Origin of the sequence: Dasania marina DSM 21967 (genome assembly GCF_000373485.1) — a bacterium.
Taxonomy (GTDB): domain Bacteria; phylum Pseudomonadota; class Gammaproteobacteria; order Pseudomonadales; family Dasaniaceae; genus Dasania; species Dasania marina.
Genome location: NZ_KB891575.1, coordinates 864,571 through 883,248 on the forward strand (window position 1 = coordinate 864,571; position 18,678 = coordinate 883,248).

17 protein-coding genes and 1 pseudogene are annotated in these 18,678 nt (G+C 45.9%); 1 reads left to right on the plus strand and 17 read right to left on the minus strand.

What is annotated here, in order from left to right:
- Window positions 1-51: 51 nt before the first annotated feature.
- Both B067_RS21585 and B067_RS0104040 read right to left on the minus strand, forming a co-directional pair.
- Window positions 52-1,605, minus strand: a complete 1,554-nt coding sequence (locus B067_RS21585; protein WP_019528773.1) for a 2Fe-2S iron-sulfur cluster-binding protein — start codon at window positions 1,603-1,605, stop codon at window positions 52-54.
- Between the two features lie 298 nt (window positions 1,606-1,903).
- On the minus strand, window positions 1,904-2,449 hold the full coding sequence (locus tag B067_RS0104040; protein WP_019528775.1) for a carboxymuconolactone decarboxylase family protein: 546 nt from the start codon (window positions 2,447-2,449) through the stop codon (window positions 1,904-1,906).
- 295 nt (window positions 2,450-2,744) lie between these two features.
- Between B067_RS0104040 and B067_RS0104045 the strand changes: the two genes are divergently transcribed.
- The gene (locus B067_RS0104045; protein WP_019528776.1) at window positions 2,745-3,644 is read left to right on the plus strand and encodes a LysR family transcriptional regulator; all 900 of its coding nucleotides are present in this window, start codon (window positions 2,745-2,747) and stop codon (window positions 3,642-3,644) included.
- Window positions 3,645-3,904: 260 nt separating this feature from the next.
- On the opposite strand, the gene B067_RS0104050 is transcribed toward B067_RS0104045, so the two are convergent.
- The 15 genes and pseudogenes from B067_RS0104050 to B067_RS19630 all read right to left on the minus strand — a co-directional run bounded on the left by B067_RS0104050 (window position 3,905) and on the right by B067_RS19630 (window position 18,594).
- Window positions 3,905-4,735: a methylated-DNA--[protein]-cysteine S-methyltransferase gene (locus tag B067_RS0104050; protein ID WP_019528777.1), complete on the minus strand. Its 831-nt coding sequence runs from the start codon at window positions 4,733-4,735 to the stop codon at window positions 3,905-3,907.
- Window positions 4,736-4,844: 109 nt separating this feature from the next.
- A complete protein-coding gene (locus B067_RS0104055) occupies window positions 4,845-5,246 on the minus strand; it encodes a GFA family protein (RefSeq protein WP_019528778.1) in 402 nt (133 codons plus the stop codon).
- An 11-nt stretch (window positions 5,247-5,257) separates the two neighbouring features.
- The gene (locus tag B067_RS0104060) at window positions 5,258-5,782 is read right to left on the minus strand and encodes a hypothetical protein (protein WP_156820734.1); all 525 of its coding nucleotides are present in this window, start codon (window positions 5,780-5,782) and stop codon (window positions 5,258-5,260) included.
- Window positions 5,783-5,880: 98 nt separating this feature from the next.
- Complete coding sequence (locus B067_RS0104065) at window positions 5,881-7,647, minus strand: sodium:solute symporter family protein (protein ID WP_019528780.1); 1,767 nt, start codon at window positions 7,645-7,647, stop codon at window positions 5,881-5,883.
- A gap of 66 nt (window positions 7,648-7,713) precedes the next feature.
- Window positions 7,714-9,489 (minus strand): sodium:solute symporter family protein, encoded by a 1,776-nt coding sequence (locus B067_RS0104070; RefSeq protein WP_019528781.1) that lies wholly within the window; start codon window positions 9,487-9,489, stop codon window positions 7,714-7,716.
- A 123-nt stretch (window positions 9,490-9,612) separates the two neighbouring features.
- The gene (locus tag B067_RS22315; RefSeq protein WP_083921354.1) at window positions 9,613-9,942 is read right to left on the minus strand and encodes a GNAT family N-acetyltransferase; all 330 of its coding nucleotides are present in this window, start codon (window positions 9,940-9,942) and stop codon (window positions 9,613-9,615) included.
- Entirely contained in the window at window positions 9,911-10,090 is a 180-nt protein-coding gene (locus tag B067_RS21770) for a hypothetical protein (protein ID WP_020700271.1), read from the minus strand. Before B067_RS21770 ends, B067_RS22315 begins: the two co-directional genes overlap by 32 nt.
- Before the next feature lie 75 nt (window positions 10,091-10,165).
- The gene (locus B067_RS0104085) at window positions 10,166-10,543 is read right to left on the minus strand and encodes a PH domain-containing protein (RefSeq protein WP_019528784.1); all 378 of its coding nucleotides are present in this window, start codon (window positions 10,541-10,543) and stop codon (window positions 10,166-10,168) included.
- A 13-nt stretch (window positions 10,544-10,556) separates the two neighbouring features.
- On the minus strand, window positions 10,557-11,045 hold the full coding sequence (locus tag B067_RS0104090) for an energy transducer TonB (RefSeq protein WP_019528785.1): 489 nt from the start codon (window positions 11,043-11,045) through the stop codon (window positions 10,557-10,559).
- Window positions 11,046-11,075: 30 nt separating this feature from the next.
- On the minus strand, window positions 11,076-13,094 hold the full coding sequence (locus tag B067_RS0104095; RefSeq protein WP_019528786.1) for a tetratricopeptide repeat-containing sulfotransferase family protein: 2,019 nt from the start codon (window positions 13,092-13,094) through the stop codon (window positions 11,076-11,078).
- Window positions 13,095-13,225: 131 nt separating this feature from the next.
- Complete coding sequence (locus B067_RS0104100; protein ID WP_019528787.1) at window positions 13,226-15,610, minus strand: TonB-dependent receptor; 2,385 nt, start codon at window positions 15,608-15,610, stop codon at window positions 13,226-13,228.
- 197 nt (window positions 15,611-15,807) lie between these two features.
- Window positions 15,808-16,164: an arginase family protein gene (locus tag B067_RS22095; protein WP_019528788.1), complete on the minus strand. Its 357-nt coding sequence runs from the start codon at window positions 16,162-16,164 to the stop codon at window positions 15,808-15,810.
- 52 nt (window positions 16,165-16,216) lie between these two features.
- A pseudogene (locus B067_RS22100) lies at window positions 16,217-16,408 on the minus strand (agmatinase); the annotation flags it as partial.
- Window positions 16,409-16,463: 55 nt separating this feature from the next.
- Window positions 16,464-17,639, minus strand: coding sequence for an MFS transporter (locus tag B067_RS0104110; protein ID WP_169335540.1), 1,176 nt, complete (start codon window positions 17,637-17,639; stop codon window positions 16,464-16,466).
- Window positions 17,640-17,727: 88 nt separating this feature from the next.
- Window positions 17,728-18,594: a response regulator transcription factor gene (locus tag B067_RS19630; protein WP_019528790.1), complete on the minus strand. Its 867-nt coding sequence runs from the start codon at window positions 18,592-18,594 to the stop codon at window positions 17,728-17,730.
- Window positions 18,595-18,678 lie beyond the last annotated feature (84 nt).

An 18,678-nucleotide genomic window follows, 5' to 3' on the forward strand; every position in this document is an offset into this window, starting at 1 on the left:
TTTATCCTATAGCGATTTACTAGTGTTAGCGTAGAGGTGAAAAATAAAAGTTCACATATTGATGGTTAAATACTTTGTTTTTGATCGTGATACGCAGGGACAAAATTGTGTTTTTTGTTCGACTGTGCTGAGTACCACATCGCGGTGGTCGACCTCGCCGTCAATAACATCGACGACGCATTGTTTACATTGCCCGGTTTTACAACTGTAGTTGGCATTGACGCCGGCATCAATTAAAGCATCCAGCACACTTTGGTCGGCGGCAACCTGAATAAGCTGTGAGGTGCTGGCAATAGTAACCGTGATGGCTTGATCGTCAGTGTGTTGCTGGTAATTAAATCGCTCTATGCGTACACGGCTTTTATCGATGTTTACCTTAGTGGTAATTTGGCTTAGCGCTTGTAATAACTTTTCTGGCCCGCAGGCATAAAAAATAGCGTTGGTAGGAGCCTGTTCTATCAGCTGTTGTAGGTTGAGCCGTGGTTGTTGGTCGGCAGGATATAGCGATATATTTTCTCCCAAGACGCGTTGCAGCCTATCGGCAAACGCCATCATATTAAGGCTGCGGCCAGCATAATGTAAATGCACAGGGTTGCCGTTTTCTATTAATAACTGTGCTATAGCTTTGATAGGGGTAATACCAATGCCGCCGGCAATTAAAATAACCGGTTGTTGCTTCTCTATATGCATATCAAAGTAATTGGCTGGCAAGGCACAATTAAGCTGTGTGCCTAATTGATATTGCTGGTGTATAGCCGCAGAGCCACCGCTGCTATGCGCTTTTATTTGCACCGCAATCTCATAAATATCCCGGCGAGCAGGGTTGGAACAAATAGAATAATGCCGGTGGGTTTTGCTACCATCGTTTAAGGTGATAGGCATTTTTATATGTGAGCCTGCCGTTATGTTGGGTAACTGGTCACCATTGGCACTGCGCAATTCATAGGCGCGTACAGTAGGTGTTAGTTGTCGTATGCCGGTAATGATTAATGACAAATTCCCATTGCCAAAAACGGATGGCACTTGTTGACTGTAGTCGTTACTGGCTATGCGTTGTTGTATAAGGTTTTCAACCTCGTCCTCAGTATAGCGTGGGGTAATATGCTGTGGGCAGTTCCAATCAAAAGCTTCAACGTGAATAATAAAGCCGCGTTCAATTTTGGCTCGGTAGTGTTGTGGTTTTAATAGCTCTAGGTGTTCGTGGTGTTCCTGTCCAAGCACTTCCACGCGGCCTAATAGTTTTAAACGCCGGCGGTTGGGGTAATCCATAAAAAAAAGTGACACACGATTATTGTGAGTAAAGTTACCCGTGCTAATGTATTGGCGGTTGCCACTAAAATCGGCAAAGCCTAGGGTTTTAGCATCTAGTACTTTCATAAAGCCTGCAGGGCCACCACGGTGTTGCACATAGGGCCAGTCGGCTTCACTAACGCTGGCCATGTAAAAACTATCGCGTTCGCTAATGAATTCAGCCTCCACCTCACTGAGTAAATAATTGTAATCCTCGCCCTGTTCCATACGAGTATAATTATCACGGCTACGTTTTTGCTGTTGGACGTTTTTTACGGCATCGGTAAACATTATTTCTGCGTATTTGTGGCCCATGCGGTGCTCCTTATGTTTCTGTTATCCAGCGGCTAATTAGAGTCAGTGGATGTTCCGTAGTTAATTTTTTGTCATACCCAAAGCATTCGCTACGCTCATGGGGAAGGCTCTACCGGCGCAAGCTGATACCCATATTTTTTACCTAACTTTTTATGCTTACTTCAAGGCTTTGACTTCTGTGTGGCATGCCTCCTCCATCCATGGCGTCGTTTGTCGTAGTGGCGTAGCACAAAAAAATATCAGATCAGCCATAGTGTTAAACCAGCTAGATACCGGCTTGCGCCGGTATTACCTGAAATTATGATGCAAGTGCCAGCTCAACCTTCGGGAAATCAATCTCAATTTGACTGGCTTTACCCAAAATGTTGGTCAACACATTCATACCTACGTGAGTAATAATTTCAACAATATCGGATTCGCTATAACCCGCAGCACGAACTTCAGCTAATTCTTCGGTGGTGACATCACCGTTGTGTTCGCTAAGGGCTCGGGCGAATTTAACCGCTATGGCGGCTTTGGCATCTTGGCTGGTGCCGGCGCGGTTGGCCTCAATTTCTGCCCCGTTAAGGCCAGCTTTTTTACCGATTGCGGTATGGGCTGAAACGCAGTATTGGCATTGGTTTTGTTGGGCCACCGCTAGCGCAATGCGCTCACGGGTTGCTGCGTCTAAGCTGCCTTCACCGGCGATGCCGTGTAAGCCTAAAAAGGCGCGTAAGGCAGCAGGGGAATTGGCGAAGACCTTTAAAAAGTTAGGCACCATGCCCAATTGGCTTTGGATGGCGTTGAGTAGTTCTTGTTGTTCAGTATTGGCGTTGTGTTGGTCGATAACGTGTATGCGGCTCATGATTAAATCCTTAAATGAAAAATAGTGGGGTTGTGCTGTGGCCAACGTGAAGTTTGTTTGCGCTGTGCCAGTGGTGATACTCTGCCAAATTTCACACGGGAGAAGAATAGGTGTAAATTGCAATATATTATTCCTTAAAATGGAATAATGGTCTGGCCAGCTTTCTTGGCGCTAATGGCGCTGACTTAAGATCAAGCATTGCGGCCCCCGAGCCAGAATCCGGAGTATTGGCAATGACTCAGTAGCAATACTCCCTAAATAAGTTGTTTTAAGGCACAAGCCCTAGGAATGTTTAATGGATAGATTCCATCAGTTAAAAGTGTATGTGGCCGTGGCCGAAGAGCAGGGCTTTGCTGCAGCAGCTAGGCGCTTGGTCATGTCGCCGCCGGCGGTGACTAGGGCGGTAGCAGAGCTGGAAGACCAACTAGGGGTTAAGCTGCTTAATCGCACCACCCGCTATGTGCGGGCAACAGAGGCGGGCCTGCGCTACTTGGAAGATGCTCGGCGCATATTGCAGGAGCTGGCCACGGCCGATGAGGCAGCGGCAGGTATTAATTCCGAGCCACAGGGCCATTTGGTGGTAACCGCACCGGTGTTATTTGGCTGTTATTTTGTAACCCCCGGTATCGTCGATTACCTAAATCGCTATCCTAAAATGGATGTCGATGCTGTATTTCTTGATCGCGTGGTTAACTTGTTAGAGGAAGGCTTGGATGTAGGCGTACGTATAGGCGAGCTGCCAGATTCAAGTATGCGAGCCTTGCGGGTTGGCTCGGTGCGATTGTTGTTATGCGCCTCGCCCAGCTACATTGCGCAGCACGGTTTGCCCAAGCACCCCAGTGATTTGTTAAACCACACTATTATTGCCTCTAAGGCAGGTAGCGGCGCAATGAACTGGCGCTTCCCCATAGCGGGTAAAGATAAACTCATTGCCGTTAAGCCGCGCTTAACTGTAACCACCAACGATGCTGCTATCGAGGCTACCACACAGGGTTTTGGCATTACTCGCGTATTGTCATATCAAGTGGCGAAGCAGTTAGTATCGGGCGAATTAAAAATTATTATGGAAAATTATGAGCCAGCAGCAAAGCCCGTGCACATAGTGCATCGAGAAGGGCGTAATGCGGCAGTAAAGGTCAGGGCGTTTGTTGATTTGTTGGCGGAGAAGTTGCGTAGTGAAAAAGCTTTAAATTGATTGTTGTCAGCCTGTCATTGCGGTGTAGGCTGCAATCTAGACTCCGGCCTGCGCCGGAGTGACGCATATATTGTGGCGGTTTCAGCTAACCATAAAGCGCATAATTCTGTCGTGCATTAACGAGGTTGGATATCTCACCATAAAAACAATATATTGGGCACAATCAAGTGGTAATCAGGGAGTGTTATTGGGCACAAGGTGGTGGGCCTTGAATGAGACAAGAGTGACTACCCCAATCAAGTTCACCCGCTAAGCCTTACTCATTCCCTTTCAGCGGTCTCTTTGGCCAGCATAGCTTGCTTACGAACTTCCCCCCATCTATAACCGCCCAAACCACCACTTTGTTGTATCACCCTATGGCAGGGAATAATAAAGGCGGCTGGGTTGGCACCTATTGCCGTGCCAACGGCGCGGGCCGCTTTGGGTTTGCCAATTAATGTGGCAATGTCGCCATAACAGGCCAGCTCGCCAGGCTTGATGGTTAATAGTGCCCGCCACACATTAATTTGAAAGTTGGTGCCTCGCACCCATAGTGATATGGGTTTGTTGGCAGCAGGGGGGTGATTGAAAATATTAGTAATGACATGGCTAGTTGTTGCTTGATGGTTAATGAGTGTCGCTTTTGGCCACTCTTGTTTGAGTTGCTGTAGCACTTCTTTTTTTGAGCCGTCGTTAATAAAAAGCAATTTACAAATGCCTTTATCGGTAATGGCGATAAAAACATGGCCATAAAGCGTCTCGTGGTAGCCATAGTGTAGAGTTAAGCCTGCGCCGGCTTGTTTATATTCGGAGGGGGTTACCGCTGCTAACTGTACAAAGTGATCGTATAGGCGAGAGCTGCTACTGAGGCCCAGGGAATTTGACGCATTAAGCGTAGATAGCTTATGTTTTTTTAGTAGTTGTTTGGCGTGCTCCAAGGTGAGCGCTTGCAGAAAGCGCTTGGGGCTGACCCCGGCCCAGCGAGAGAATAGCTTTTGAAAATGAAAGGCGCTTAAGTTTACTTGCGCGGCAATATCATCCAACGAGGGTTGCTGGCTAACATTGTTGCGTATGTAACTGATGGCCTTGGCAATTTTATCGTAGTCGCTCATAAAAACGGGGCGTTAAAAGTAATAAGTGAATAGGCTATAGTGTGGCGGACAATGGTATTAAATACGAGCCGAATCTTGCGCAATAGTGGTGGCGTTATTTATTTATCGCCTATTCATCTGCGTCTTCTGCAAAGCAGGGTAGGCCGTCAGTAATGCTATACCAGTTGGCTTTATAGGCGGTAAAAATATGCGCCACCGGCCGCTGTGTGATGTCTACATCCAAGCTGCCCAGGGCCAGCTCTATGGTGGGCTGTGACTTGCTCGTAAAGGTAAGGCTGGAGCCACAGTGTTGGCAAAACTGCCTAATCGTACCATTGCTAGCGGTATAACTTTTTAACGCCTGTTCGCCGCGTAGCCATTTAAAGTTAGCCGGGGCGATGCTGCCATAGCTAGCAAAAGCGGCACCGTGAAACTTGCGGCACATTTGGCAGTGGCAATGGCTGATCGTGTTATTAATGGCGCTGGCTTGATAGGCGATAGCGCCACAGAGGCAGGATCCGGTAAGACTCATGGCTTATTCGCTTATGCAGTGCTGCGTTTAAAAAAGCGGCTGTTAATAAAAAAGTATACCCATACAAAAAGAAAAAACCCCAGCCCTATAGCGGCATCAGAATCCATATTGTGCTTAAAGGCTTGCAACGACCACTCATCATTATCATCAACAAACATCCCCATAATTGCCAGCAGCATAAAGGCGCTGATGGCATAAAACCAACCATTGCCTTTTTCGCTTTGCAATTGTGGCGGTGGCAGCTTTTCACCGCGGCAGTAGTGTTGGTAACTTTGCATCAGTTGATCTAAGCGTTTGAGGGCGATGCTTTGACGCTGCTTAACGTCTTCATCGGTGCTGACCTTATCAACAGCGGCCAACCAACCATTAATAAATTCTATTTCTTTCAGGGTATGGTCGATCTCTTTATTGACTTGCTTAGCTTTATCGCGGGTTTTTTTCCACGAGCTAATCATATCAAACAGCTTGATTAAGACCGTAAGTACAGCGCCTATGGTGCCAATAATGGCAGTAAGGCCGAGGGTTTCGCTTTCCATAGTCGTTACCTGCATAGCCATAGTGAAGAGTAGGCTTACACCGATTTAACGGTGTACAACAAGCGTGTTAATTAGCATAGAGCAAAAAAACGTAGTGGTTAAGCCTTTGTCTGTGCCTGCTCAATGTTTTTGGCGCCGGGGCTGTAGCTACGCCATATAAGAATATAGGTGAGTAACGCCAACGGTATATATAGCAGCGCCCAGCTAACCGATAAAAAAGCTTCACCGGTGGCCCAGTCAACTTGGCCGTTGGGCAGCAGCTGGCCGCTAGCGGTTTGGTAAGGGGTGACGTAAAACGTGACCATAAGATAGGCCATTACACAGCCGTACAGCGCCAGTATAGCGGGGGCAATCACACTGATTTTGGTTTGTTTTAAATCACGCTCACCCGCCGGCGTGCGGTGCAAGCGCATACGATAGACTTTTTCTTGGCGGCTAACGTGGCCACAGCGCGACACCAGCACCGTCACCACTAAGCTGCACGCTGCGCCAATTAAGATAGGGTCCATATAGCTGGGTAAATCTATCAGCTCCAAGTATTGCAGGGCAGTGGGAATAACATTTAAAAAGAAACCGCTAATCATGCCCCAAAAGGCACCAGAAGCGGTGATGGTTTTGCTCCATATACACATAAAGGCTACCGGCCCCCAAGAGGAAGCAAACACGGTGCCGACAAAATACGTTAGCCAAAAAATGCTGGGAGGCAAAAACAAACTGGCGCCTAGCACCAGTAAACCTATCGCCAACATAATCCAACGGGTGGCCCGTAAATTTAATGTTTTTTTAGGGCTAGAGGGCCTCACTATATCGTTGCTGGCGCTAAAACCTACCAGAGATAAAAAGGTAGAGGCTGAAGATAATGCCGCCGCCATAATGCCCGCTAATAATAAAGCACCTAAAAATTCGGGCACCATATTTTTGGCGGCCCAAATAATCGCACTTTCAGAAGGCGTGATATCGGGGTTGGCTAAATTAATAAAGCCACCTATGCCATAAATTAATACCTGCAATACGCCTGCTGCGATACAAGCATAAATGGACGCGCGCAAAACCACGTGTTCATTTTTAGCCATTAGGTGACGGCTAGACTGCCAAGGGCTAACCGCAAACACGATGCCCCAGGAAATATCTATAATGATGGCCCAGATTAAATAATCCATAGCCGTGGGGAATTCGGTGCCCGCACCAATAACGCCGTGCCAAGAGGCGATGTCGGCCTTGTGTTCCAGCTGGCTTAGCCCTTGAATCGCGGCACTAATGCCGCCTAAGTCAGACACTAGATAAAATGTGAATAGCAGTGTGGCGACCATAAATAATAAAAACATTAAGGTATCGGTTAATAGCACACCCTTGGAGCCGGAATATAAAGTAAAGGCGGTATAGCTTAACCAGGCAATCAACAAGCTTTGGGTGTAAGTGAGTGCGGTTAAGTCCGATAATAAAATGGCCGCGCCCTGAGTGACCACTAGTAAATAACCGCCCAGCGCGACAATAATGCTTAGCCCCGCCGCCTGTTGCACCCGGTGGCTATTAAAGCGCTCGCCAAAAAAAGCCGCAACCGTGGTTGTGCGGCTGCGACGTAGATAGCGGCCAAAAAATAACGCCCCGTAGATGTAACCCACCGTGCCCATTTGCGGAAATAAAACAAAGGGCCCCATTTGGCCGTCGTAAGTAAAAGCCGACTCGGCAAGAAAAACCGTAGAGCTCATCACGCTGGCTACTAAAGTGCCAACAATTAATAGCGTAGGGGCTTGCCGACCAGCAACAAAATAATCATCTATTTGTTTAACGCTGCGGCCGGCGTAGTTACCAATAAAAATATAAATAACAATGCTGACAATAATAGTGAGAGTGAATATATCCAAAATACTGCCTTTTATTTTCTTTATTATAGGTGGCGGCAGCTAGCAGTCGATTACTGCGCTGTTTTGTTAATGCTTTACCGCCGTTTGAGTATAGCTGTTTTTTATTTTGGCGCTGGGGCTGTAACTGTTGATGATGACTTTTGCGGTAATTAAACCCAGCGGGATGTAGACCAATGCCCAACTAAAGCTGAGTAGGGCTTCGCCGGTAAGCCAGTTGATAGAACCGTCGGCCAATAACTCACCGCTGCCAGTTTGATACGGCAGCACATAAAAGTGGCTCATAATAAAAGGCATGGCACAGCCATACAGTATTAAGATGGCGGGGGCTAATAGGGTCGTCTTAACGGCTTTAAGGTCTACCTCTTGTGCGGGGGTGCGGTGCAAGCGCATTCTATACAACGCTTCCTTGCGGCTGACTTTGCCTAGCCTAGAGATAATAATAATGGTGCATAGGCTCACGACGCTGCCAATTAATACCGGGTCTAGGTAACTGGGTAAATCAATAAAGCCAAAGGCTTGCAGGCCGGCGGGCACCACATTAAAGACAAAGCCCGTTGCCATGCCCCAAAAGGCGGCGCTTTCGGTAATGGTTTTGCTCCATACGCTCATAAGCGCCACCGGCCCCCATGAAGAGGTAAACACCGTGCCTATAAACAGCATCAACCAAAAAATATTGGCGGGGAAGTAAAAACTAGCGACTAAAACAATGACGCCTATGGCTAGCATCACTCCACGGGTAAAGCGCAAACTCAAGGCCTCACTAGCTTCTTTATGCCTCACCATGTCATTACTGGCGCTAAAGCCTATTAGGGATAAAAAGGTAGAGGCTGAAGAGAGTGCTGCTGCCATGATACCGGCCAGTAATAGCGCCCCTAAAAATTCAGGTACCATATTCTTGGCGGCCCAAATCATTGCGCTTTCGGCGGGCTCTATCTGCGGGTTGGTCAAGTTAATCAGCCCGCCGGCACCATAAATCATTAGCTGCAATACAATCACCGCCAGCGCAGCGTAAACCGAAGCGCGTATAACCACGTGCTCATTTTTGGCCATTAAATGGCGGCTGGATTGCCAAGGGCTAACGGCATAGACCACGCTCCAGGCGATATCCAATATCAGTGTCCAGATTAAATAATCCATGGGGGTGGGCCATTCAGTGCCGGGGCCAACCACGCCATGCCAAGAGGCTATGCCGGGCTTGCTTTCTAAACCACTGAGGTTTTCTATCGCAGCAGCAATACCGCCTAAATCGGTAACGATAAAACTAATGAAAAACACCGTGGCAACAGCGAATAATAAAAACATAAGGGTGTCAGTAAGTATGACCCCCTGCGAGCCTGAATACATAGTGAATAGGGTGTAGCTCACCCAGGCGATTAATAGGCTTTGGGTAAAGCTGAGGTTGGTAAGGTCAGAGAGCAGCAGCGCCGCCCCTTGGGTGACCACTAGTAAATAACCCCCTAGGGCGACAATAATGGTTAAACCAGAAATTTGTTGCACCCGGTGGCTGTTAAAGCGCCGGCCAAAAAAGTCGGCTACGGTAGGCGCGCGGCTGCGGCGCAGGTAGCGGCCAAATAATAGCGCGCCATAAATATAGCCGGTGCAGGCTACCGCGGGCATTAACAAATAGGGTCCCATTTGGCCGCTATAGGTAAAGCCAGCTTCGCCTAAAAAAATTGTGGAGCTGAATACACTGGCCACCAGGGTGCCCACTATTAATAACGTGGGCGCGCGCCTGCCCGCGACAAAGTAATCATCCAAATGTTTGATATTGCGACCAGCAAAACTACCTATAGCGACAAAGATGATTATGCTAATGGCAATAGTGAGGGTAAATATATCCAAGAGATAACCTTTTATTATTTTTGAGAGGGTAAGTAACTTGCTACAGCGCAGTTTATAACAAGTTGCTGCGGTAAACTGTTGAGCGCAACGTCAATTTGTCAGCTACTGTCATCTGCCTTTTTGCTATTGCGTTAGGGCCTTAGTAAACACCCTTTCTGTGGGCTGGTAGCCTATAGCCTGATAAAAGTCACTAGCGCTGGTATTGCAGGCCAAGCTGGATACTTTAATAGTTGTTAAGCCTAGCGTTTTACAGTGTTGCTCCGCTTGCCGCATAAGCTGCTGTGCCAATCCCTGCCGACGATGGGTGCGGGCAACCACTAAATCGGCGACATAGCCATAGCGTTTGTACTCGGGGTAAATATGCTGCGCGTCGGCGTCTTCTTCATCTAGGTAAACGCTAAGGCTTGGATACCGTCTATAGCTAAATAAATAGCGCCGTGGTTTTGCTGGAATGACCTATTAAATAATTAAGGTGCGCTTCAGCGACAGCGCTGCCCGTAGGAATCAACTCAGGGCATAGCTGGTGTTCGTGATCTTGCAGCTCAGCCATTAATGCTATAGCTGCGTAATAATATTCTTCTTGGTATCGAATAATATCCATATTATTTTTAATGAAATAGTTAGAGGATAAATATAGAGCAACAAAGCTTTGCAGTGTACGACTTTATTATTAATGCTAGCTTAATACATGGCTGCTAATAATTTTATTAAAGCTGACTAAGTCAAAATCGCCATTTATTTCAAAGCGTACTTTGCCAACCTCGCTAACATATAATTCAATTTCACAATCTAAATCCAGCGTGCCGGAGGTTTCTACCGAGAAGCAGTGAATTTTGCTATAGGGTATGGATGTGAAATCTACCTTGGAGCCGGTGAGCCCCTGCACATTGACGGCAATAATACGCTTATTGGTAAAAACCACTTGATCCCTAACGGTTTTAAATGTGGCGAAAATAGCCTCGCCATCTATAAGAAAGCTAGGTATATGTTGATGAGCCTTATCGTTGGCAATAGGCTTAAGCTTAAATATTTCTGACTTGTCAAAATCTATCATGATTTTTCCGTTGTTAAGATTTAATATGATTATCTTTAACCGCGCAGCTATATTTTAACTTAGTTAAGAGGTGTTCAAATTGCCTGCTAGTTAGATTAGTGTATTCGTTAAAGAATGTGAAAATATAATTGCTAATAACAGGTTTTCTGTCTGCATTAGTATCAGCCGGGGTAAAAGTAAACTGTTTAATAGTTTTGATTGCGGCTTTATGAAATCGTTTGCTGATATTGGTGGTGGCTTTTATTACTTTTGGGTTGTGTACTAATCCATCTTCTCCAATGATAAAGGCAACGTTAATACAGTTTGATTTTTTGATATCTCTATTTAATTGAGGGTTATTGAGTTTTGCAATTATACTGTGCTGCCAATATTTTGGAAGTTCATCAATGCTGACAGCAATAGCTGCCGTTGTAATAGGGTCGTTTTCTATAATGAGCGATTTGTCACTATGGCCTGCACAACCTATAATCAACAAGCTTAAAAAGAGGCTAAAATATTTCATTGTTATTCATCCTTGAATTACTAATAAGGGTTATTTTGGTAAAGGGTAACTATCAATCATATCACCAAGGTGTTCTTTTAAGGTATCCAAATAAGGCTCAAAGTTTTTCCATTGTTCTAGACCACCCTTATAAATAGGTTGCCTAACCTGCTCAGAGCTTGGTGTTCTAACGGAACGCTCCGTTTCATGGAAGCTTAAACAGGCTTCTTCAAAGGGAAGCTCACAGTAGTCTAGTATGCGTCGTACCTGCGTTTCTAAATCGTCAACCACATGCTCATAATGAACGCGTAATACCCTGCCGGGTAAAACTTTATCCCAGTGGTCCATTAATGCTACATAGCCTTTGTAATAGCGAGCAACTTCCTCAAGGCCACAGGTGAATTCCTGACCATCGGCAAATAGTTGTTTGAAACCGCTAAAGCAACAGGCCATGGGGTGGCGTCTAGCATCAATGATTTTAGCGTTGGGGAACATGGTATGGATTAAGCCAATATGGCGGAAGTTATTGGGCATTTTATCAATAAAATACGGAGCGTCTTGCCTAAAGCATTGAGTCTCGCGAATAAAGTCATCGGCGAATTGGATGAACTGCTCATTGCTGAGCTCGGTTAATATTTGTGGGTAAAGGCTCTCCTCATTGTGCATGCGCCGGCCATTGAGCTTGTGAGCTAAGGCTATAATATTGGGAAGCTCCATGGTGCCGTCTACTTGCGAATGCGAGGCTAGTATTTGCTCCAATAGCGTTGAGCCTACTCTGGGTAGGCCTACGATAAATATAGGGTCCTTACGAGAGCTGCCATAGCCTTGTGTTTTATCAAAAAACGCTTGGTTGCAAATTTGGCTTTGTTTTTTAAGAGCGTCATCAACTACGTCAGCACTATAGCGTAGCTGGCTTTTTTTAAGTTGATTGCCTTGCTCGTAAAATTGGAACGATTGCTGGTAATCTTTTCTGTCTTCGTAGGCTTTACCTAACGCAAAACACATATGAAACTTATCGGCTAAAGCCGTGCTGGCTTGTTCGATAAACGTTTTCATTTTATCAATTTCTTCATCAGTAAAATGGTAGGTTTTTAAGTTAGCTAAACTCCAATAGGCATCGCCAAAGTCTGGCCTGGCTTTATAGGCGTTTTTATAAGCATGTATTCCCTCTTCTACACGCCCTATAGTTTTTAAAGCGTGACCTACCATAAGATGTGGCATTTCTAGTTGCGGGTTTTTCTCTATAACCTTGGCATAAATATCAAGGGCCGATTCGTGTCTGCCTAGTGAGACATATTGGCCTGCTAGCGATGTTTCAAAAGCAAGGTTTCCTGGATATTTTTCACAAAGCTCTGTTGCCTGTTGCAAGGCCTGTTCGAATTTTTGTCGCTTGTGTAATATAGTGACGTAATCGTGTTTAGCTAACCAGTTGTCAGGTTCAAATTTAACGCAGTTTTCTAATAAAAATTCTGCATCGTCGTAGACATATTGGCGCATGCCAAGGTCAGCCAGTAGTCGCATGCCCTCAACGTTAGTTTTGTTTTTCTTTAAAAACAAACGGCAAATTTTTTCTGCTTGGTAGAGTTTCTCTTCTTGTATGAGCGAGCTTACAGTGAGCAACTCTTTTGGCAGCTTGGATAAGCGCTGATATTCTGACTCAGCAAGGTTTAAGCCTCGTTGGTTTTTATCTAATCGATAGAGCTGAATAAGCTCACGCCATGAGGCGTGTAAAGCTGGGTTATGTTTAACTGCCTGTTCAAAGGCAACAAGGGCCTCTTGAGGTGAAGCTGTTATTTTTAAATTATGTCCCTGTTCCTGATAGGCACGGCCATAACTCGGGTTGATACTCAGTAATTTAGATAGCGTGTCAAGTGATTGCAGTGGTTGCTTGAGATAGCGTTGGCAAACAGCTATTAAATATAGAATGTCGATATTTGTTGGTGATTGCTTGATTAATTCCTGGCCAGCCAATAAAGATTCTTGTAGCTTGCCAGTCTGTAGCAGTTGTTGTGCTTTTGCTAATGCTGAGCTTATATCGGTATTTTTTTCTTGATTGGTTACATCATTCATATAGTTATACTTTTAGCTTATAAAGCTTTTATTATTCCTAGGGCCTGACTCTTATACTATAAGGGCTAGGGCCTAAAAAAAAGGGGTAACCGCAATGGCTACCCCTTTATATAGATTTAAATGTCTATAAGTTAAAAATCATAAGCCATGCGTACGCCTACGGTACGTGGTCTGTTAGTTGTTACACGTAATTGTGAATCTAAGGAGTTAATAAATAACTCAGCACGCTCATCGGTAAGGTTTTCAAAAAATAGCTCAAGGCCGATAGAATCGTTTAGCTGCATACCTAGGGATGCATCCACGCCTATATAGGAGTCTTGTTTATAGCGATTTGCAGCTACGATAGAGCTGTATTGCTCATCGGTATAGGAATAGACAAGCTGACCATAAGGTGAATATTGAGAGTCGCTCATTTCATAGCGTGCTCTTAAGGTATATTGCACCTCAGGGGCTAGCGCTAGCTGTTCACCCTTTTCGATGAATAGCAGGTTGCCGCCAGGGGTGCCATCATCAGTTAGCGTGGGGGCTAAAGCCATTTCTGAGTCATTCCATGAAAAAGAAGCGAATAGCGTTAATTCATCGGTGGCAGCGTAGCTAATATCACCCTCTACACCCCATATTTCAGCGTCTGCAGCGTTGGAAACGAATGTGAGTACGCCAAAGTTGGCAATATCCAATACGCCAATCTGCATGTCTTTCCAGTCAACATGATAGAGCGCACCGTTAATGCGTAAGCTGCCATCTAGCATGTCCAGTTTCCAGCCTATTTCTTGGCTGGTTACTTCATCGGATTTGTAGCTTTCAGGAACGCCTGCTGCACGGTTAAATCCGCCAGGGCGGAAGCCTTCTGAATAGGTGTAGTAAAGCAGTACGTCATCAGCAGGCGTTAATTCAACCGTTACTTTAAAAACGTCACCGTGCTCTTTACCAGGGGCAACATCTTGTAGAATCTCGTCATAGTTTCTACCGTAGTCGCCGTCATCTCTGGAAGCAAAGCTGGATGAGCCTACTAAATCGTATTCGATATCGTAGTAACGATAACCAACGGTTGCCGATAAAAAGTTAGGTACAACGTCGTAACTAATTTCACCAAAGGCTGCTAATTGCTCTTCGCTACGCGTTGCATCGTTAATAAAAGTGGTGCCAGCAGGTCTTAACCCTGATTTAAACTGTGTGGCTGTAGATAGTGGTGCGTTGCGGAATAAGCCCGCGCCTATGGAGCCCGGAATAACAAACTGTGTATCTACAGAGGTTTCAGAGTCATCGTAGTAGATGCCGGCAACTGTGTTAAGGCGCTCGCCTATATAGCTAAAGCGAAATTCATGAGTTTGGCGGGTGTTTTCAACTAAGCTATCAACGCTTTGGGTAGGGTCACCACAAACGGTATATGTGGGGTAATTACAGATATAATAAGCGGCGTAGCTACCTATAGCGGTGTAGCCTGTGTAGTCATAGTTGCTGTTAACTTCGCGATCTAAGTAAGAGCCTGCATACACTAAGTCGAAGTCGTCAATATGGCCGTTAATCGTTACACCATATTGTTGAAATTTATCTTCGTTTTGATCGGGGGAGAAGCGAATAACTTCTAAATCGCCTACACCTTTGCTATTAGGATCTAACTCTTCAATGAAGTTGGGTGAATGGTCAAATACACCATCAACGTCTAGTTTTTGATTCATGTATTGAAACAATGCATCCCAATCATCGTTTATAGACAAGGCTACGCCTAAGCGGGCACCGGTATAAACAGTTTCGTTAAAATCGTCTTCAACCAACCTTGAGTTGTTAACCGTTTCTGCTATGGCGCCAGTTGGGAAAGCAAGGTCATTTTCATTAAAGGTTCTTTCACCATAAACGTTGTCTATATACCCACCTTTAGTCACCCGGTAGCCAACAAGACGGGCGGCTAGCTTGTCCTCAATTAGCGGCAAGTTAACAACGCCTTCAAAACTATGGCTTTCAGAGCCATCTTTAGTGGTTGATAAACTTACATCAACCCCGCCAGAAAACTCATTGAGCTGAGGCTTATTAGTAATCAAACGCACGGTACCGGCCTGTGAGCTGGCGCCAAATAAAGTACCTTGTGGTCCTGGTAATACTTCCACACGTTCAAGGTCGGCGGCGTATACGTCTAGGTTACGGCCTGTAGAACTAACTGGTTGCTCATCTAGGTATAGCGCTACGTTAGGTACCGGCGCGCCTATCTCTACCGAGGTTTGGTCTGAGGAGTCGGTGGCCATACCACGTATAAAAATAGTGGATTGACCGGGCCCGCGGCCGCCGGCATTTACGCCAGGTAGATACTTGATGTAATCATCAAAGTTGGTGATGTTGAGCTGTTCTAGCTTTTCCTCACCCATCGCCTGCACGGATATAGCAACATCCTGCATGCTTTCAAAGCTTTTAGTGGAGGTAACAACAACTTCTTCTAAGTAGCCCGCTGCGTGGCTATGAGCCGCGGCGGTAGTTGCTGTTGCGAGTAAAACGGCCTGAGCAATTTTATTTCGACGGAACATAATGTGATCCCCTTGTAATAGTGATAAGGCTTTTTACCGCTCGCAGACGTACTGTTATCGAATAATGCGAGAAGGTGGAAGGCTTTTATTTCTATTTAGTATGTAAAAGTGCTTTATTAGTTATTATTTATAACACTTGAATAGTAACTAACATCGGAGCGCAATTAATATAAGCAGAATGTAAAAGTTTGTTCGATTTAATAAACAAAAGTAGCAGGCAAGCATCGTAAATGCGAAGTTTTACCGATTAAAAGGTGATAGGCATAAAAAACCGGCCGATGGCTAAAAATCCTGACCGGTAAAACCACCAATAATGAGGAAGTGAAAATACCTTGCGGTGACTGTTGTACGGGCTGACTAGTGGCAAATAAGCACAATAAATCCAGCGCTATGGAGGCACCTGCTAAAGCGGCCATCTCGCTAACATCATAGGCAGGGGTCACTTCGACTAAGACCATACCCACCAAGTTGATGCCCTGCAGGCCGCGAACAATATGTAGGGCTTGGTGAGTGGATAGGCCCCCTACCACCGGTGTGCCGGTGCCAGGGGGCATAGCAGGGGTCTAGGCAGTCTATATCGAAGGTGAGGTAGCAGGGGGTGTCGCCGACTATGTCTTGAATCACGGCGGCAGTTTTTGCTATGCCGTTATCGTGTATCCATTTGGCGTTAAAGCCGTGGCTGTCGGGGTTGGTCATACGCATATCTACGTAGGCTGACGTCGCGGGGTTGATTAGGCCCTGCGGCGGCGTGGTAAACAGGGTGCCGTGACCTATGCGGCCGTCTTCGCCCTCCCAGATGTGGCTGTGAGCATCGCAATAACAACGCTATGTTAGCTAGGGTGATAAAATAAAATTAATTCGTAGTGAGTAGCGCGCGCCTTGCCGAAGGAATTAACAGCATAATAAGTAAGCTTAATGCGGTCAATCCACAGGCCATCCAAATAGCGGGGCTGTAAAGGCCGCCGCCTACTAAAAATGCGGCAATAGCGGGGCCCGCAGCATTACCTAACAGGTTGGTAAATTGCCCGGCGACGACCACGGTACCGGTTTGGTCTAAATTGGCTTGTATGCTTAAAAAGTAGGGCCAGCAAAATGCCCAAGCTATAGAGAAGGTGCCTATGCCTATGGTGTAGCCTATGGGTGTATGTATGTTCATTAATATCAGCAAGCCGATTATTTGCAGGATAAGCCCCGCGCTGAGTGGCTTGATATAACCGAAGCTATCTTTTAAATAAATTACCAATATGGCGCCTAAAACTGAAATGCCGGTAATGATAGCGATAATATTACCCGAGGCTTTAACGCTTAAGCTGGCGTCTATACCGATGCGGTCGGCGTAAGCCCAAATAGCAGCAGTAGCCGCGCCATAAACACAGAGGCCGATAAGCGAAAGTAGCGCAGGGCGTTGAAAAATTAATTTAGTTTCCAGTGTGTCTAGTTCGTTGTTATTGGCGGGTAAAGGGTAATTCATAAAGATAGGCGTAGCGATTAAAGCTAGCAGTTCTAGGCCGATAATGATGAGCATCATGCCATTAAACTCAATGCTCGCTAATGACTCCGCTAAGAAATACATGCCTATAGCGGGGAATAAAAATTGGCAGCCTATATAAATGCCGTAGCCTTTTTCTGAATGGCTAAGCCTGGCAATAGCCGCGCCTGCTGCTGCCATCGCGGCACCGCCAGCCATACCCGAACAGAAGCGCACAACGGCAAACATAGTTAAATCGTGGAAGTACAGGCTGAGTACATCAAATACCACCATTAGCATCAAACCTATGCTCGCTACTTTGTGCAGCGGCCAGCGCTTGGTTTTAAGCGAAACGATTAGGGTGATAATGGCAACGCCGGCCAAATTAATGGCAGAGATCCAACCTGCGGTATCTTCGTCAAAGCCTAAGTAGTCGATATAAGCGCCCACCAGAATGGGCAGTATCATTAATGGGTAAAGGCCTATAGTGCCGATTAGGCCAATCAGTAACAGGCTAAGGCTACCATTCGGATTAAGGTATTGAGCAAAAGCTTTGAGCATGGGCATACACCATTGGTTTTAAGCTACGCCTCGCAGTGTATGGGGTTTGAGTAGAGTTGCTATACCCACTTGGGATAGCTGACAGCCGCTAGCTTACGTTCATATACGCTTGCAGCGGGTCGCCGCTATCTGAGGCTTTGGCAGAGGATAGGGCATCAATAAATAAATAAAACAGTTCGGCCTGCGAGCTAATGTCTAGCTTTTGATAAATGCGCTTACGATGCAGCTTTACCGTAGACAAGGATATGGCCATGCGTTCAGCGGCGGCCTTATTGGAGTGGCCGTGTAGCACTAATTGCAAAACATCATGCTCTCTGGGGGTTAGCAAGGTGCTGCCAAATTGTTTGAGAGCCTGTTGTAGGGCTTGATTAAGATTACGCTCATCGGGCTGCGTGTTGTTGCTGGGGCGGCTGCTAGCGTCTTGCAACAACCAATGCTTGCTGAGCAGCTCGGTAATAATATGGCTAAGGCTATAAAAAAAACTCAAGGTTTTAGCGCTAAAAAGTTTGCTGGGCTGCGCATGGCTAATGGAGAAGTGCAGGTGTTGGTTGTTCGGCAGGGCGGTTATGTAGCTCACTTCATCATTCACATGGGTGGCTTTGTAATAGTGGCGGAAAAATTCGGTTTTCTTGAAGTTGTCGGGGGCTATATCTTTTAAGCGATACGCACCATTAGCTGCGCCCTTAAGGCTGGCTTGGTAATAGGGGTCAAAAATATAGGGGCCATTAATATAGCTGCTGACTTGCAGGGCGTATTGGTCTTCATTGGCCAGGTTGGAGTAAAGACATTGTGGCCGCTGTTGATCGGGAAAATATAAAAAGAGTAGATCGCTGACTTCTGCAAAACAAGTAAAGGCTTGGCACAGCGCAGGGTAAAAGGCATCACTGCCTAAACTGGCAACCGCGGTACCTAGCTGATCTAGGCATTGTTGCTGGTTATGCAAGGCTAAGTTCATAAGGTGAATGTCAGTACGGGGCTTATGTGGTGAACGTATGTAATGGGCTTATCTAAAAGATTTACCCTAGCATAAGTAAAGCGA

What these genes read in the sequence shown, in the direction of transcription:
- B067_RS0104100 (WP_019528787.1), bottom strand. Translation starts at nt 15,610, where the DNA reads ATGTTCCGTCGAAATAAAATTGCTCAGGCCGTTTTACTCGCAACAGCA.
- B067_RS21585 (WP_019528773.1), bottom strand. Translation starts at nt 1,605, where the DNA reads ATGGGCCACAAATACGCAGAAATAATGTTTACCGATGCCGTAAAAAAC.
- B067_RS21770 (WP_020700271.1), bottom strand. Translation starts at nt 10,090, where the DNA reads ATGGATATTATTCGATACCAAGAAGAATATTATTACGCAGCTATAGCA.
- B067_RS0104050 (WP_019528777.1), bottom strand. Translation starts at nt 4,735, where the DNA reads ATGAGCGACTACGATAAAATTGCCAAGGCCATCAGTTACATACGCAAC.
- B067_RS0104040 (WP_019528775.1), bottom strand. Translation starts at nt 2,449, where the DNA reads ATGAGCCGCATACACGTTATCGACCAACACAACGCCAATACTGAACAA.
- B067_RS0104110 (WP_169335540.1), bottom strand. Translation starts at nt 17,639, where the DNA reads ATGCTCAAAGCTTTTGCTCAATACCTTAATCCGAATGGTAGCCTTAGC.
- B067_RS0104055 (WP_019528778.1), bottom strand. Translation starts at nt 5,246, where the DNA reads ATGAGTCTTACCGGATCCTGCCTCTGTGGCGCTATCGCCTATCAAGCC.
- B067_RS0104090 (WP_019528785.1), bottom strand. Translation starts at nt 11,045, where the DNA reads ATGAAATATTTTAGCCTCTTTTTAAGCTTGTTGATTATAGGTTGTGCA.
- B067_RS0104085 (WP_019528784.1), bottom strand. Translation starts at nt 10,543, where the DNA reads ATGATAGATTTTGACAAGTCAGAAATATTTAAGCTTAAGCCTATTGCC.
- B067_RS19630 (WP_019528790.1), bottom strand. Translation starts at nt 18,594, where the DNA reads ATGAACTTAGCCTTGCATAACCAGCAACAATGCCTAGATCAGCTAGGT.
- B067_RS22095 (WP_019528788.1), bottom strand. Translation starts at nt 16,164, where the DNA reads ATGCCCCCTGGCACCGGCACACCGGTGGTAGGGGGCCTATCCACTCAC.
- B067_RS0104060 (WP_156820734.1), bottom strand. Translation starts at nt 5,782, where the DNA reads ATGGAAAGCGAAACCCTCGGCCTTACTGCCATTATTGGCACCATAGGC.
- B067_RS0104045 (WP_019528776.1), top strand. Translation starts at nt 2,745, where the DNA reads ATGGATAGATTCCATCAGTTAAAAGTGTATGTGGCCGTGGCCGAAGAG.
- B067_RS0104095 (WP_019528786.1), bottom strand. Translation starts at nt 13,094, where the DNA reads ATGAATGATGTAACCAATCAAGAAAAAAATACCGATATAAGCTCAGCA.